The sequence below is a fragment of the Ligilactobacillus murinus genome (assembly GCF_003288115.1).
GTDB classification, from domain to species: Bacteria; Bacillota; Bacilli; order Lactobacillales; family Lactobacillaceae; genus Ligilactobacillus; species Ligilactobacillus murinus.
This window is the reverse complement of sequence record NZ_CP023565.1, coordinates 1,906,440-1,923,470: the sequence shown is the minus strand read 5'-3', so window position 1 is coordinate 1,923,470 and position 17,031 is coordinate 1,906,440. Positions and strand designations below refer to the sequence as shown.

The following is a 17,031-nucleotide window of genomic DNA, read 5'->3' as shown; positions in this document are numbered from 1 at the left end:
TGTCTGAATCTCCTTAACTCAATTAATAAATCACCAAAAATAAACAATACCTCCTGTTATTTATATTTTTAGTTATAATTTATTAACAAATGAATTGTAATACACTTTTTTGATTTTTGTCAACAATTTAGTTATAAAATCCAACAAATCAAAATTCTATTTTAAAACACATTGATCGTAGTATAATAGTGATTGTCAGCAATATAGTTACTATCCATCTATCTAAAATAAATTATTTTTTATTGTTAATTTTAACGAAAGGACTACGATACATGGCACTTACAAAAAAACAACGTGAACTTTGTGCTAAGATCTTAGACGAAGTGTATACAAACGGTGCGATCTCACGGATCGATATCGCTAATAAAACAAATATCACACCAGCGACGGTCAGTTCACTCACTAGCCAAATGGTCGAGGAGGGCTTACTATACGAAGCAGGAGAAACTTTTGATAAAAAAAATAAAGCAGGTCGAAAAAAGATCCTGCTTTCGATCTGCCATGATCATAGCTATTTCATTGGTTCCGAGATCTCAGAACGGTATTACACTTTTAGTCTGACAGATAATCTGGGAAAGATCATCGCTCAAACAGCCTATCCTTTAGTAAACAATGAGATCCATCTAACTAGTGAATATTTCATCAGTAAACTTCAAGAATTTTTGCTTGCAAGTCCAGTTTCGATCAAAGCGATCGGGATCGCCTTACCAGGACATTTCAACTATATAAAAGCCGACCAGATCGTCACCAACAATCCCTTATGGCAAAATTTTTCACTAGCTACGATCAAAGGCGCATTTGACCTACCAGTGTTTTTCTCAAATAATGTTAATTGCATGGCGCTTTCAGAAAAACTTTATTCACCTGATAAAGAAGATAATTTTCTCTTCTTTAATCTTGCACGAGGCATCTATTGCTCCTATGTCTACTGCGGTGAGATCTTTTGTAAGCAAAATTTTTTAGTAGGTGAGATCGGGCACACAAGTGTTTCTTTGCAAGGAGATCTTTGCGAATGTGGTAAACGTGGTTGTCTTCAAACTTATGCTAGTGAGACTTGGCTCTTAAAAAAAGCCGCTCTACTCTTTGAAAGTTCGACTACGACTTTTTTACGTCAACTAGCCACTAGTCCTAAAGATATCACTTTGCAGACACTATTGACGGCATATCGCTTAGGGGACTCTGGGGTCATTTTATTGATCGATACTGCGATCAATTATATTGCCCTGTCGTTACTTAATATGACGATGATCCTTGACTCAAGTAAAGTTTTTATCCGTGGCAAACTATTTAGTGAACCAATGATCAAAAAACAATTACTATCTTTGTTAAACTACGAATCATCGCTTTCATCTATGACAAGCGCTAACCAATTTATCGTCAAAAATTTTGACATCTATACCGGTTCGATCGGTGCAACTGCTTTAGCACTAAACAGAACTCTATTAAATAAACTTTAAATAAAAAGAGGACTTCAAAAAAATTTTTGAAGTCCATTTTTTACTTACGTTTATGTTTGACGACCGTAAAGAAATGCAGTGTGATCGATAATAGAATAAAAAAGATCACCACAAAAGAAATATAATTGTTCCAAAATCCCAGTGTTTGGCCTAATAGATGTAGGACACCCGTTTGGATCAACATCGTGATAAAAGCCATTACTGCCACAATGAAAAATAACTCGATATAACGTTTCACAGTCTGATCATCCTTTCGCTGTAAAGTACCAGCTTTTTGGCCTAAGTGGCTTAACTCAACTTGCTTTTTAGCCGATAAAGTCGTTAAAAAATATGTATTGGTTTGAACTGCCTCACCTGCTTTGATCAAGCCTAAAGTTGTCATAACTTTATCCATCGTGCGCAAAGCTGCATCAGTCGTTCCAGTGAACATGTTTTCCCAAGTCTTAGTATAGCAATTCGTCAATAAAAGATAATGTTTATGTAAAAAAGGTTCGAGCGGATGCGGGTCACCATTTTCATCAAAACGCAAGGTCAATTGGCGTAAACAATCTAAAAAATTCTTCATCACGCCCGATAACGCCCCCCAATAGGTCGGAGCCGCTAAGACCCAAACATCGGCTTGCTTTAATTTTTCAACGAGCTTAGCTAGCTCAGGACTTTCCGGATAGATCTCATAGTCCAATAAAAAGACCTGTTCAACTTCATTTTCAGGGCCAACATTGGCTAAAACTTGATCTAACATCTGCTTTGTGATCCCGTCACGCTTATAGCAACCTGCAATTCCTATGATCTTCACAAAAAGCCCTTCTTTCATAAAAAATCTTCAATCGCTCTCATTATAGCATAATTACTCGTATCTCCTCTTTTTTCTGCTCAAATATTAATTAAAAAATTTATCCATTTTTAAAACCCTGATTATGGTATATTAATATATATATCATTGTAAGGGGTATTTTTATGACTAAAAAATTATTCGGACTCGTGAGTTTACTCTGTGCATGCCTATTTTTCTTTAGTTTCAGCTCTACAGCGCATGCAGAAAAAACTTATCAGATCGGAACAGATGTTACTTATCCACCATTTGAATTTGCCAATAAAGATAATCAATATGTCGGGATCGATATCGATCTGTTAAAAGCGATCGCTAAAGAAGAAAATTTCAAAGTCGCGATCAAGCCCGTTGGTTTCAATGCTGCCGTCCAATCACTCCAATCAGGTCAATTAGATGGTGTCATGGCTGGGATGGCAATGACTGATGAGCGTAAAGTAAAATTTGATTTTTCAGATCCATACTATAAAACTGGCTTTGTCATGGCTGTTGCCAAAGATAGTAAGATCACTAAACTCGAACAATTGCGTGGTAAACGTGTAGCGATCAAAACTGGAACGGCAGCCGGTGAATACGCCATGTCTTTAAAAGACAAATATGGTTTTACTACGGTTACTTTTGATGATTCTGACAATATGTATAATGATGTTGTCAATGGAAATTCGGTCGCATGTTTTGAAGATATTCCTGTCATGCAATATGCGATCAAAACCGGAACCGCCCTTAAGATCGTCACCAAACCAGCCCAAGGTGGCTACTATGGCTTTGCTGTGATGAAGGGACAAAATCAAGAATTACTCAAAAAATTTAATGCTGGCTTAGCTAAGATCAAGAAAAATGGCGAATATCAAAAAATCGTTGATCGCTATCTTAGTTCCAAAACAGTAGCCGCCCAAAAAGAAGCTAAAAAAGATGGGAATAGTGAACGCACATTTCTTGGGTTATTAAAACAAAACCGCCAAGCTTTGTTAAAAGGGCTAGGTGAGACCCTTTACTTAACGATCGTCGGGATCATCTGTGCAACGATCTTTGGGGTGATCATCGGTTTACTTGGGATCTTGCCTAATAAATTTGCCCAAGGTCTCTCCACCACTATTATCTATATTTTCCGTGGGTTACCACTACTAGTCCTAGCTTTGTTCATCTATAATGGACTCCCCTCGCTTACTGGGGTCAAGATCCCGGCCTTTGTTGCTGGGGTGATCACCTTGATGTTAAATGAAGGTGCCTACACCGCTGCTTTTGTTAAAGGTGGGATCGAAGCCGTTGACAAGGGTCAAATGGAAGCCGCCCGTTCATTAGGGCTTCCATTTGGTACCGCAATGCGTAAAGTTATCTTGCCCCAAGGACTCAAGATCATGGTGCCATCCTTTGTCAACCAGTTCATCATTACCTTAAAGGACACCTCGATCCTTTCGATCATTGGGATCTTGGAATTGACTCAGACTGGTAAGATCATCATCGCTCGTAACCTTGAAGGCTTCAAAGTGTGGACGATCATCGCTTTGATCTACCTCATCATCATCACACTTTTGACTTGGTTATCAAATTACGTTCAAAAGAAAATGAACTAGTGAGTAACACAAAACATAGCTAAAATATATTACTTAGTAAATAGCGCGGGCTCCACCATGATGTTGGTGGGGCTCGCGCTATTTATATTTTTAGTCTGTCAGCGTGATCATATTTTGGAGTGGAACATCAAATTCATCTATCGGCCACTGAGCCGTTGGATAAGCCATTGCTGGTGCTACCAAAGATACAGTATTTCCTGGGAAATTTTTTAAATAGCGATCATAGTAACCTCCGCCAAAACCTAAGCGGATCTTGCTGTCTAAAGCGTAGGCTATCCCCGGAACGACCAAAAGATCTATGTCAGTTTGAACTTTTTTAGCATCATATTTAGGTTCTAAGACACCAAACTTACTCATCTCAAAATCTTTTTCCGTATTCGCTGGTAAAAAGACCATCTGGCGTTTTGGCAGCGTGCGCGGATAAAAAACTTTTTTCCCCTCACGTTTAGCTTGGATACTTATCACCTCAGTCGGCACTTCAAGGTCGCCTGCCATCGTTAGCCCGACCGTTTGTGCTTGTTGCCAAATATCTGTAGTAAATAATTTTTTGGCTAACTTACTTCCAGAAGCTTTAGTCTCTAGCGTCGCACTGGTTAATTTTTTTAATTGTTGTTTACGAAATTCTATTTTAGTCTGCATTAGTATCCCCCTCATTTCAAGCATAAGCCATTCAATCCAAAAAAAGCAACCGTCAAGAACTGACGGTTGCTCAAGTGTGTTATTTCATCGTTTAGGAGACATCTTAGTCTTTTGTTTCTGCTTCAGCAGCAGCTTCTTTACGTTCTGCGATAACTAAAACTCCATCTTTCATATCTGCTTCTAAATGCTTAACATCAACGTTATCCAAGTAGAAATCAGTTACTTTGTCACGAATTTGTTGTTCAATGACACGACGCAATGGACGAGCACCCATAGCTTCATCGTAACCTTGTTCGATCAAGAATTCCTTAGCAGGTTCAGAAACTTCTAAGTCTAAGCCCTTCTTAGCCAAGTTGCGGTTTACATCAGCTAACATCAAGTCAACGATGTGATGCAAGTCTTCCTTAGTCAAGTGTGAAAATTCGATGACCGCGTTGAAACGGTTCAAGAATTCAGGTCTGAAGTATGGAGCTAACTTCTTCATGATCTCTTCGTCTTTTTCTTCATCGCCTGTCAAAGCTTCGTTACCAAATCCAGCGTTTGAAGTTGCAATGATCACTGTGTTCTTGAAGTTGACCGTATTACCTTGACCATCTGTTAAGCGACCATCATCAAGTACTTGTAATAACAAGGTGATAACTTGAGGATCAGCCTTTTCGATCTCATCTAACAAAACGATCGAGTATGGTTGACGACGAACACGTTCAGTCAAAGTGTTACTGTTGTCATCATAGCCAACATAGCCTGCTGTTGTTCCGATCAACTTAGAAACAGCTGTCCGATCTGAGTATTCAGACATATCTAAGCGGATGATCGCGTCTTTATTGCCAAACATGTCATAAGCTAATTGTTTAGCTAATTCAGTCTTACCAACACCTGTAGATCCAACGAATAAGAAGGAACCAATTGGACGGTTGCCATCATCAAAGCCTGCACGGTTACGACGGATAGCACGTGAAACAGCTTCAACAGCTTCATCTTGACCGATAACTTTGCCCTTCAAGCGACTTTCGATGTTACGTAAGCGTTCGATATCACTTGCACCCATTTTAGATACAGGAATACCTGTCAAACGTTCAACGGATTGAGCAACATCATCAACTGTTGCGGTAACTTTTTGGGCTTCCGAATTGCTGTTTAATTTTGCTTCTAATTCATCGATCTTAGCTTTAACATTCAAAGCTTCTTCGTAGTCTTCTTTATCAGCAGCTGCTTGTTGTTCATCTTTAGCTTTCTTGATCTCAGCTTCGATCTGCTTAGCATCTGTGACCGTGTGTTGTGAGGCTAAGTGAGCAGCCGTCATATCTACTAAGTCGATCGCCTTATCAGGTAATGTCCGTTGTGGGATATATTGGACTGAGAAGTCAACCGCTGCTTTCAAAACATCGTCTGATAAGACAACATTGTGGTGATCTTCGTAAAGTTTACGGATACCTTCCAAGATCTTGAAGGTATCTTCTGGTGTTGGTTCATTAACGACAACTTCATTGAAACGCCGTGCTAAAGCAGCATTTTTCAAAATAGTGTTACGGTATTCATCTTGTGTCGTTGCACCGATAACCGAAATTTCGCCACGAGACAATGCAGGTTTCAAAATATCAGCTAAACCTTTCGAACCACTATCACCACCAGTCGAACCAGCACCCAAAATTTGGTGGATCTCATCAAAGAACAAGATGATGTTGCCAGCTTCTTTAACTTCATTGACCAAGTTTTGGATGTTTTCTTCAAAACTACCACGATATTGTGTCCCAGCTTCAAGTGAAGAAATATCAATGCTTACGATCTCTTTATTCTTGATCGCAGCTGGTACATCACCGTTTACGATCGCTTGAGCTAAGCCTTCAACAACAGCTGTTTTACCAACACCAGCATCCCCAACTAAAACAGGGTTGTTCTTCGTACGACGTGCTAGGATCTCAGCTGCTTCTTGGATCTCTTTTTTACGTCCAATAACTGGATCTAACTTTCCTTCACGTGCATCTTGTGTCAAATTACGACCAAGCTTTTGCAAAACACTACCTTCTTGTTGGCCAGCTTGTTGTTGCATTGCAGCTTGTTGAGCTTGAGCAGCTTGTTGTTGAGCTTGATTTGGCAAGCGACCTGTTTGACGATATTGTCTGAATTCTTCAGGTGTAACTTCATGACCATTGATCATGTAGCGGCTACTTTCTGAACTTAAACCATTGTTACCCCATAATTGATTAAAGATGTCGTCCATGTCTCCAAATGGATCTGTATATCTAGCCATAAATAATCCCTCGCTTTTTTTACTTAAATAATTTTTTAAATTTATAACGCTTGTAATATACAACTTATAATTTTGCATTGCAAACAAAAACACCTGTCTGCAGAAAAAAGCCCAAGCGAACAACCAGAGCCTTTTAGAATCATAAATCGTAATACTACATTACTTCCAATTCATATAGTTTTCTTCAAGCTCTTGCAAAACTTGCCACATCGTTGCATGCTGTGCCCTAGCTAGGGCGTCAAGATCACGCAAATTCAGGGAAGTTGCACGAGTTTGTTGCTTGTTGAACGATTTATGAAGGGTCGTATAACCATAACCTGACCTCTTGGATACCTCATAAATAGTCAATTCCTTTTCACGCAGGTAACCTTTGATGTCGATCTCCATTGGTCCTCACCTCCACAAAAATAATTATACCACATTTGTGATATTTCACAAGTGTAAAATACCACAAATGTGAAATATTTTTTTAAACTTTATTTTTTATAAAAAAATAACCCCTACCACATAGTAGGAGCTAGGCAAACTTATTTAGATCACAGGACGAGGACAGAATTTTGGCATCAATTCGTCAAAATCATATTCTTCCAAAGCTGCCAAACCTTCTTTTGTAACATCAAAATAAGCTGTCAAACCTTGGGCGATCATCAAGTTGACTTCTTTTTCCGGATCAAATTGCACAACGATCACTGGTGTCTTAGTCGCATAAGCATAACCGATCTCAAAGGCTGTCCCTGAGTCTGGTTCGTTTTCTTTAGTCTCTTCTAATTTGTAGTCCACGATCGCTACGACTACATCGCTCGCATCGATCTGGTTAGTATCAAGGCCAAAAGTAGCTTTTTGCCACTCAAAGCTGCCAAATTCAGCTGCTTTATATTCATGTTCATGAGGAATAAAGATATTTTTTGGATCGATCGTTTTATTATTGCTCAAAGCAGCTTTAACTTTAGCGATCCGTTCTTTTTGAGCTGGACTAAAAAATGGTGATGCAAGATATACAGATTTCATTTTAGTTCCTCCTAGGATAAATATATTTTCAGTATACGTGACTAAAATCAGTAAAAGCAAGTTATTGCACTCTCTTCAATCCCCCCACAACATGTTGTGGTTAATTTTAAAAAAACACAAGATACGCTTTATTTTTACGCGATTTCCGAGTATGATTGTAGAGGTACTTAAATAATTTAACACTAACCAGATCTTATAGGAAAGGATGCTTCAATCATTTTGATCACACTATCAGGAATCATCGGCTCTGGGAAGTCGAGTTTAACCGAAATCTTAGCTCAAGAATTAGGCACTAAAGCCTATTACGAACCCGTCAAAGACAACCCTGTTTTACCTATCTTCTACAAAGGTAACGAGATCGCTGCTAAAAAACGCGCAGCTGGCGATAAAGAGGCAACTAACCCATATGCCTATCTCTTGCAAACATTTTTCTTAAACCGCCGTTTTGCAATGATCAAGGCTGCTATGCAAGAAGACAACAACATCTTGGACCGCTCGATCTACGAAGACGAGATCTTCATGAAGATGAACACCGAAATGGGTAACGCAACTAAAGTCGAATATGACATCTACAAGAGCTTACTTTCAAATATGATGGAAGAACTACCATTTGCATCCCATAAGAAGTCACCTGATTTGATGATCACGATCAAAGTGTCCTACGATACAATGTTAAAACGAATCGAAAAACGCGGTCGTGATTATGAACTAGTCGAACGTGATCCTTCCTTAGTTGAATACTACCAACGTCTTTTACGTCATTACGATATTTGGATGGAAGAGTACGATTCTTCGCCACTTTTGATCATTGATGGCGACAAATACGATTTTGTTGGCAGTGTGGCTGATCGGATCGCAGTCTTAGAACAAATCGAAGAAAAGCTTTACGAACTAAACAAGATCAGTAAAGAACAACTTGCCGACCTAAAGAAACAACATCTTGAATTATTAAATGAAGTTGGGTGATAATAGAGCTGAGAGTACTTTCTCAGCTCTATTTTTTATGAAAGAAGGTTTTGTTATATGGAAAAAACTGAACGTAAAGATCTCAAAAAGACACTTTGGGTCGGCCTTTCCTGTTTAATAGCATTTAATATTGCTATTTTACAAGCACTTAGCATCTTAAATCCAGAAAATCCCGATGAAAGTGGCGTCCCATACTTTTTTGCAGTTGCAGCTGAATTATTCATCATCTTTGTTGCCACAAATAAAAAGACTCAACGCCAACTTTTTGATGTTTATCGCCAACCAACTGCCCACAAAATTTTTCAATGGGTCTGCTTTTTAGGTCTGACACAGATCATTTTCAGCTACAACAGTACCTTGATCGAGATGCTTTTAAACTTCTTTCATCTGAGTGCTCAAAACCAAGAAGAAAGTGCTACTGGAGCTAATGAAACGCTCTCGATGTTTATCTATGGATCATTTTTAGCCCCGTTTGGAGAAGAGATCTTATTTCGCGGTTTTCTTTTGCAAAACTTCAAACGCTATGGTGTTCGCTTTGCAATTATTTTTTCAGCCATTTTATTTGGCATCTACCATGGTAACATCGTCCAGACACCCTTCGCTTTCATTTTAGGACTTTTGCTCGGTTATATTACTGTGAGTTACGGTCTCAAATATGCGATCGCTGTCCATATCTTTAATAATATGGTTCTAGCTGATTTTTTAGACCGTTTTTTACAGTTATTCTCAGAAAATACTGCCACAACTATCAGCACCATTATCATGGGAAGTTTAGCACTCGGGGGACTTTATTATTTATATCGTTTTTGGCATACACAACGTCAAAAATTATTTGCCCCGATCGACTATTCCGTCATAAGGAGCGCTTTGTTCAATCTTCCTTTCATGATCTTACTTGTGATCTGCTTATTAGAAATGCTAGCTGGTTTGACTCCGCTTCACTAAGGGATATCGCTTGCAGATATTTAAGCCAAGGGAGTATCATTAAATAAAGAGATAAAGGTAAGGTGATGCATGATGGCACTTAATTATGAACGTGTATTAGTAGCGATCGATGGTTCTAAGGGTTCCGATGTCGCGTTAGAAACTGCGATCGATGTAACTAAAAGAAATGAAGCTCATTTAGATATTTTACGTGTCTTAGACCTCAATTCACTCGAATACGGTGGCGCCGGGATCGCTTTAGATGGGGAACAGATCCATCGGATCGAACAAGAAAACGAAGCTTATTTACTCAAATTGCGTGAAGAACTCATTGAAAAGCACGGTTTTAAGACTGATCAGATCAATGTCCACATTCGTTTTGGCAATCCTAAGATCGTGATCACCGAAGATTTTCAACCTGAATACAACATCGACATGATCATCGTTGGTTCAACTGGCAAGAGCTTCTTGCACCGCATCGTGACTGGTTCTGTTGCTTCTCATGTGACCCGAGCAGCTAAATGCGATGTGTTAGTGGCTCGCTCCACTGAAGAAAACTTGAAATGATCATTTAAGGCCTTGAAACGACTCAAGGTCTTATTTTTTGTACACAAAAAGGCAGGCATATTTCAAATCACTTGAAATAGCCTGCCTCTTTTAGGCTGGGTAAGTCCTAGCTAAAAGGTCAACGCTTATTCTTCTTCACGTTTCTTCTTGTTTTTCAAAGCACCTAAACCTACAAGTCCTGCCAAGCCAGTTAAAGCTGCCCCAAGTACTTTAGCCTTTTGATCGTCTGAATCACCCGTTTGTGGTAACTCAGTCTTAGTTGCATTTGGTAGTGTTTGCTTGTTAGTTGTTGGGGGTGCTACTGGTGCCTCTGTTTTTTGACTTGGAGTACTTGGTGTTTGTCCACCAGCAGTTGCTTTGGCTTTGACCGTGATCGTTGTTTCAACGATGTCAACCGAGCCGTCTGGATACGTGACTTTGACTAACGCTTTGAACATGCCTACTTTAGAAGTATCTGGCATTTCGACCCATTCGACTTTAGTACCAGCTGGCAGATCGCCTAAGTTTGCGATCGCATCTTTAGCATCTGGTACTTGCCCTTGAATGACTTCGATCGGCTTAGTGATCGGTTCGTTCTTATCGGCATCAGTCTTGTTAGCTGTAACTGTGATCTTCACTGTGATCTCATCAGTCGAGCCGTCTGGATACGTCACAACGATCGTGCCATCTTTTTCTCCCGGTGTCGTTGTATCCACTGGAGTCTTCCATTCGAATTTCGTACCTGATGGAAGGTCGCCCTTATTGGCAATTCCGTCTCCTGGTTCTGGTGTGCCTCCCACTGGCGTTGTGATGTCTTTACCAGCTGGATCATACAGATCTGCATCAGTACCAACTTTGACCTTCACGTTGACTTCTTCACTAGAGCCATCTGGATACGTCACAACGATCGTACCTTCCTTATCTCCTGGTGTCGTCGTGTCTACTGGTGTCTTCCATTCATACTTCGTACCTGGTGGAAGCTCGCCCTTATTAGCAATTCCGTCTCCTGGTTCTGGTGTGCCTCCCACTGGCGTTGTGATGTCTTTACCAACTGGTTCATACTTATCTGCATCCGTTGGGGTTTCTGTGACCGTGACTTTCACTGTCACTTCTTCACTCGAACCATCTGGATACGTCACAACGATCGTACCTTCTTTTTCTCCTGGTGTCGTTGTGTCTACTGGTGTCTTCCATTCATACTTCGTATCTGGTGGAAGCTCGCCCTTATTGGCAATTCCGTCTCCTGGTTCTGGTGTGCCACCCACTGGCGTTGTGATGTCTTTACCAACTGGTTCATACTTATCTGCATCCGTTGGAGTTTCTGTGACCGTGACTTTCACTGTCACTTCTTCACTCGAACCGTCTGGATACGTCACAACGATCGTACCTTCTTTTTCTCCTGGTGTCGTTGTGTCTACTGGTGTCTTCCACCCATACTTCGTACCTGATGGAAGGTCGCCCTTATTGGCAATTCCGTCTCCTGGTTCTGGGGTACCACCCACTGGCGTTGTGATATCTTTACCAGTTGGTTCGTACTTATCTGCATCCGTTGGGTTTTCTGTGACTGTGACTTTCACTGTCACTTCTTCACTCGAACCATCTGGATACGTCACAACGATCGTGCCTTCCTTTTCACCTGGTGTTGTTGTATCCACTGGTGTCTTCCAGTCAAACTTCGTACCTGATGGAAGGTCGCCCTTATTGGCAATTCCGTCTCCTGGTTCTGGGGTACCACCCACTGGCGTTGTGATATCTTTACCAGTTGGTTCGTACTTATCTGCATCCGTTAGGTTTTCTGTGACTGTGACTTTCACTGTCACTTCTTCACTCGAACCGTCTGGATACGTCACAACGATCGTACCTTCTTTTTCTCCTGGTGTCGTTGTGTCTACTGGTGTCTTCCATTCATACTTCGTACCTGATGGAAGGTCGCCCTTATTGGCAATTCCGTCTCCTGGTTCTGGGGTACCACCCACTGGCGTTGTGATGTCTTTACCAGTTGGTTCGTACTTATCTGCATCCGTTGGGTTTTCTGTGACTGTGACTTTCACTGTCACTTCTTCACTCGAACCATCTGGATACGTCACAACGATCGTGCCTTCCTTTTCACCTGGTGTTGTTGTATCCACTGGTGTCTTCCAGTCAAACTTCGTACCTGATGGAAGGTCTGACACATTGCCGATACCTTCTTCTGCTACCGGAGTACCACCCACTGGCGTTGTGATATCTTTACCAGTTGGTTCATACTTATCTGCATCCGTTGGGTTTTCTGTGACTGTGACTTTCACTGTCACTTCTTCACTCGAACCATCTGGATACGTCACAACGATCGTGCCTTCCTTTTCACCTGGTGTTGTTGTATCCACTGGTGTCTTCCAGTCAAACTTCGTACCTGATGGAAGGTCTGACACATTGCCGATACCTTCTTCTGCTACCGGAGTACCACCCACTGGCGTTGTGATGTCTTTACCAACTGGTTCGTACTTATCTGCATCCGTTGGGTTTTCTGTGACTGTGACTTTCACTGTCACTTCTTCACTCGAACCATCTGGATACGTCACAACGATCGTGCCTTCCTTTTCACCTGGTGTTGTTGTATCCACTGGTGTCTTCCAGTCAAACTTCGTACCTGATGGAAGGTCTGACACATTGCCGATACCTTCTTCTGCTACCGGAGTACCGCCCACTGGGGTTGTGATATCTTTACCAGTTGGTTCGTACTTATCTGCATCCGTTGGGTTTTCTGTGACCGTGACTTTTACTGTCACTTCTTCACTAGAGCCATCTGGATACGTTACAACGATCGTACCTTCCTTATCTCCTGGTGTCGTCGTGTCTACTGGTGTCTTCCATTCATACTTCGTGCCTGATGGAAGGTCGCCCTTATTGGCAATTCCGTCTCCTGGATCTGGGGTGCCGCCCACTGGGGTTGTGATATCTTTACCAGTTGGTTCGTACTTATCTGCATCCGTTGCCGCAACTTTGTATTGAGCTACAAAAGTTCCACCTGTGGTAAAGGTATCTGGCAAGACTGGATCCCAACCATTTTGAACATAACCTTCTGCTGGTTCGATCGTTGGAACGGTAACTTCACTTGCTGGCGTGCCTTCACGAACATCAAAGACATAGCTTGCACCATCAGCAAATTTACCATTTGTACCAGCATCAAATGTTACTCTGACATAACCTTCTGGGGTCGGAGCATTTGGGTCATTTGTCCGATCAATGACCTTATCCATTACGATAACTTTGACTGTCGTAGTCGACGTTGTGCCATCTGGGAAGGTCACTGTTACTGGAATATCAAATTCACCAGCTTCGGTACCATTTGGCAATTTAGTTGGATCATCCACTGTGATCGTTGGTTGTGGAGTTTTATCTGTCGGATAACCTGTGATCACAGCTCCGATCACTTCATCAGCCGTGGTTGGATCGCCAAAGGCTTTATTGATGGTACCACCCTCAACAACATATTGAACATTGTCTTTGATCTTGTATTGAGCCACATAATTAGCTGCATCCGTAACAGTCTCTGCTAATTCTGGGCTCCAGCCAGTATGCAAGTAATCAGCTGCTGGCGTTACAGTCGGAACTGGTACTTCTGTCATTGCCGTCCCAACTTTAACATCAAACATCGTCTTAGCATCAGCTGCAAAAGTACCATTTGCACCCTGATCAAAGGTCACACGCACATAGCCTTCTGGGGTCGGTTGCGTTGGATCAGTGATCGGGATCACGTTACCTACTACGACTTTGACATTTGTCTTGTCCGTTGTGCCATCTGGATACGTTACCGTTACTGGAACATCATAAACTCCAGCTGTATTGCCATCTGGTAGACCAGCTGGGTCGTCCACTGTGATCGTTGCCCCTGCTGGGGTTGCGATCGGATCAGTCTTACCAGTCTCAGTAAATGTCACTTTGCTGGTCACTTCTTCAGCAGTGGTTGGACTACCAAGTTCTTTATTTAATTGGCCACCAGTCACATCATAATCATCAGCGATCGGGGTTTTGATCGTTACTTTAACAGTAACTTCATCAGTCGAACCATCTGGATAGGTTACTACTACTGGAATATCAAAGTCGCCCGCAGTTTGTCCATCTGGCAAGGTCGTCCCTTCTTTGATCGCCATTGTTGGTCGGTCATTTAGTGTATCTGGGTAGTTGGTCGTTACTTTACCTAAGATCTCTTCTGGCGTTGGCGCTTGACCAAAGTCTTTAGTCAGTTCGCCACCAGTAGCTTCAAAGGTCGTAGCTGCATCATTTGCTACATTGACAGTGACATAAACAAAGTCCTTAGAACCATCTGGATAGGTCACTTGAACTGGGGTGACATATGTGCCTTTACCTGTCAAAGCATTACCCTTAACTGTAACTGCACCTGTCGTTTCATCGATCGTAACATCGGCTGGATCAAGCACTTTGGCATCGGCTGGCACAGTTGCTTTGATATCAGCTGGAATATCCGCATCAGCAGCTGGGGTAAACTTCGTACCTGTTGGCGCTGTTGTAGCTTGACCTGTCGCATCGGTAAATGTCGGTGTCACTGGGGTCGTATCCTGACCGATCGTACCAGCTAATTCTTCATATGCTGGGACATAAGAATCAGCCATCGGTACGCTTGCGATAAAGGAATCTAAGGCTAAAGCATTGTCTAAACTCTTAGTACTTTCACCTTGTTCAAAGACTGCGACCGTAAAGTTGGTATCGCTTGTGATATCATCAGGTACCGTAAAGAGATCTGGCTTGTAAGTCCCATCTGTACTAGAAGTGATCGTTTGCGCTGACCCATAGGCGACCCCATCTTTGAACCATTGAACTTGATACTCACGGGCTGGGAATAAACCACCTACAGTCGACTCAACTTTGTCGCCTGCAAAGGCATGGTTATTTCCGGTATCATAATTTAAAATGTCGACCATTGGCTGTGGAGTCAATAAAGCAAAGTTGACCGAACCATAGTTTGAAGTCGTTCCCACTGAAGTCAAAAAACTATTTGCATCTTGGAACATATTGTTAGTAAAGGCATCATTCCAAATGTTGTAGTTATCGATCAATGGCATAACATACATATACTTCGCATTGATATGGCGCAATGGACCCAGCGCAGTTCCATTCCAAAGCGTGATATTACTGTTATTGATATCTGCATCGGAAACCAAAGTATGCCACTTATCGGCACTAACTGAAAGACCTTTTGTCGTTGGACTAGCACCATACAAACCTCTAAATGGAATATAGTATTTACCGTTAGCGTCAGCAGTGCCAACAACAGATTCAGCAATATGCGAACCTACACCGTGTTCTTCTTGGTATTTAGCAATGATCTCAGCCTGCGCAGCTTTCATATCATCAAGTGAATATCCTTTATGAGCAGCAGCCCATTCATCGATCAAAATGGTCACTTCATCATTCAAGTATGAGGCAACAACTTTAGTCCCCGTTGCTTTGACGTCGTTACTGTCATTGATCCATTGGTTAGCTAAAGTACCAGCTGCATCACCATTTTCATACCAGACCCAACCGGTAACTGCCCCAGATAGACCACGATCTGGCCAACTACCATCGACATTTGGTGGCATTTCCCATTGATCTTCTGGCTTAACGAGCCAATCTTCTAAGCCCATCTTTTCTTGGAAGATGACCATTGAGTTAACGATCCGATTGACCCCAGCGGTAAAGTCCCAGGATTCATTCTTACGATTCAAACGTGTATGGAAACCATAGATCTTATCCCCCGCTTGAACAATACTGTATTTTTCAGGATCTGGATTTTGGACCCATGTTCTGATCGCAAATTTTGCATCACCTGCAAGTTCAAATTTACTTTGTTCTAGTCCATTTGGATCAGAAAGATCGATCGCAAAGGTCCCATCAGCATTAGTCGTGGTGTAGTAGATCTTAGAAACATAACCATTACCATTTACCCACTGCAAATAAACCTTGACACCCGCCATTGGGGTCGAATCCTTACCCATACCATCTAAACCGCCACGGCTCGTATCCAACCAAGCTTTACCAGAATAGGTTTGCTTAGCAGTTGGATCACCGGGACTATAGATCGCATTTTTTTCTAACTCTTCTTGCAGTGCATCTGAAACACTTGGTCCAGCAGCTTGTGCGCTTGGTTGATCATCTTCACCATTTGCGCCTGCAGCACGTAATATTGATGCTTTTGCCGAAGCTTCTTCAGTTGTTGGTTGCACTTCGGGTCGTGGTGTTTCAGCTGTGGGCGTTTCACTTGATCGCGCTTCCGTTTCAGCTGGTGTTTCTGTTGTTTGTGTCGTATCAGTCACTTCTGGTGTCGTTGCAGGAGTAGCCGCTACTTCTGGTGTTTCAGCTACAGTTGTGCTATCATTGGTTGTGGTAGTGTCTTCTGAAGTTGGCGCTTCAGTCGTCTCATTACTATCTGTCATTGGAGTTTTAGCTTGAGGTGTTTCATTGGTAGTGGCATCCTCAGCTGGAGCTCCATTTTCATTATTTGCCTCTTCGGTAGCAGCTGATGTATCACCTGGATCTTCGGCCGAGGTTTCAACCATTTCAGTTCCTGACTCATTATTTGTCTGATCGGCTAAAACACTATTAGTTCGATGAACGGCAAATGTCGTCCCGATCAAAACAGAAGCTACCCCAATACTAAACTTTTTGATCGTAAAGCGTTGATGTTTTGGTTCCATCTTTTGAGATTGTTGCTTCTTGTTATTTTTTGAGAGCATATAAAAACCTCCATCTCTATTTGACCATTTACAAGAACATTAAATCCTTGTAAACATTTACATTCCGTAACATAATACTAACTTTTTATATAAAAAAACTCAAATGATATTACTTGAATGT

At 41.6% G+C, this 17,031-nt stretch carries 11 protein-coding genes; 5 read left to right on the top strand and 6 right to left on the bottom strand.

Going from position 1 to position 17,031, the window contains the following annotated elements; all coding sequences use genetic code 11:
• Positions 1 to 272 precede the first annotated feature (272 nt).
• A complete protein-coding gene (locus CPS94_RS09390) occupies positions 273 to 1,457 on the top strand; it encodes an ROK family transcriptional regulator (RefSeq protein WP_112193987.1) in 1,185 nt (394 codons plus the stop codon).
• 40 nt (positions 1,458 to 1,497) lie between these two features.
• Here the strand turns inward: CPS94_RS09390 and CPS94_RS09385 are convergent, their stop codons facing one another.
• The gene (locus CPS94_RS09385; protein ID WP_112193986.1) at positions 1,498 to 2,253 is read right to left on the bottom strand and encodes an NAD(P)H-dependent oxidoreductase; all 756 of its coding nucleotides are present in this window, start codon (positions 2,251 to 2,253) and stop codon (positions 1,498 to 1,500) included.
• 161 nt (positions 2,254 to 2,414) lie between these two features.
• Here CPS94_RS09385 and CPS94_RS09380 point away from each other — a divergent pair, with 161 nt between their 5' ends.
• Positions 2,415 to 3,860 (top strand): amino acid ABC transporter substrate-binding protein/permease, encoded by a 1,446-nt coding sequence (locus CPS94_RS09380; protein WP_112193984.1) that lies wholly within the window; start codon positions 2,415 to 2,417, stop codon positions 3,858 to 3,860.
• A gap of 90 nt (positions 3,861 to 3,950) precedes the next feature.
• On the opposite strand, the gene CPS94_RS09375 is transcribed toward CPS94_RS09380, so the two are convergent.
• The 4 genes from CPS94_RS09375 to CPS94_RS09360 all read right to left on the bottom strand — a co-directional run bounded on the left by CPS94_RS09375 (position 3,951) and on the right by CPS94_RS09360 (position 7,758).
• Positions 3,951 to 4,499, bottom strand: a complete 549-nt coding sequence (locus CPS94_RS09375; RefSeq protein WP_112193982.1) for a 5-formyltetrahydrofolate cyclo-ligase — start codon at positions 4,497 to 4,499, stop codon at positions 3,951 to 3,953.
• Positions 4,500 to 4,602: 103 nt separating this feature from the next.
• On the bottom strand, positions 4,603 to 6,750 hold the full coding sequence (locus CPS94_RS09370) for an ATP-dependent Clp protease ATP-binding subunit (RefSeq protein WP_112193980.1): 2,148 nt from the start codon (positions 6,748 to 6,750) through the stop codon (positions 4,603 to 4,605).
• Positions 6,751 to 6,909: 159 nt separating this feature from the next.
• Entirely contained in the window at positions 6,910 to 7,137 is a 228-nt protein-coding gene (locus tag CPS94_RS09365; RefSeq protein WP_004051003.1) for a hypothetical protein, read from the bottom strand.
• A gap of 144 nt (positions 7,138 to 7,281) precedes the next feature.
• Positions 7,282 to 7,758, bottom strand: a complete 477-nt coding sequence (locus tag CPS94_RS09360; protein WP_004051005.1) for a nucleoside 2-deoxyribosyltransferase — start codon at positions 7,756 to 7,758, stop codon at positions 7,282 to 7,284.
• 219 nt (positions 7,759 to 7,977) lie between these two features.
• Between CPS94_RS09360 and CPS94_RS09355 the strand changes: the two genes are divergently transcribed.
• From CPS94_RS09355 to CPS94_RS09345, 3 genes are all read left to right on the top strand, one after another.
• Positions 7,978 to 8,724: a deoxynucleoside kinase gene (locus tag CPS94_RS09355; RefSeq protein WP_112193978.1), complete on the top strand. Its 747-nt coding sequence runs from the start codon at positions 7,978 to 7,980 to the stop codon at positions 8,722 to 8,724.
• A 57-nt stretch (positions 8,725 to 8,781) separates the two neighbouring features.
• Positions 8,782 to 9,669, top strand: coding sequence for a CPBP family intramembrane glutamic endopeptidase (locus CPS94_RS09350; protein ID WP_112193976.1), 888 nt, complete (start codon positions 8,782 to 8,784; stop codon positions 9,667 to 9,669).
• Positions 9,670 to 9,741: 72 nt separating this feature from the next.
• A complete protein-coding gene (locus CPS94_RS09345; protein WP_112195909.1) occupies positions 9,742 to 10,215 on the top strand; it encodes a universal stress protein in 474 nt (157 codons plus the stop codon).
• A 125-nt stretch (positions 10,216 to 10,340) separates the two neighbouring features.
• Here the strand turns inward: CPS94_RS09345 and CPS94_RS09340 are convergent, their stop codons facing one another.
• The gene (locus tag CPS94_RS09340; RefSeq protein WP_112193974.1) at positions 10,341 to 16,910 is read right to left on the bottom strand and encodes a Rib/alpha-like domain-containing protein; all 6,570 of its coding nucleotides are present in this window, start codon (positions 16,908 to 16,910) and stop codon (positions 10,341 to 10,343) included.
• Positions 16,911 to 17,031: the final 121 nt, after the last annotated feature.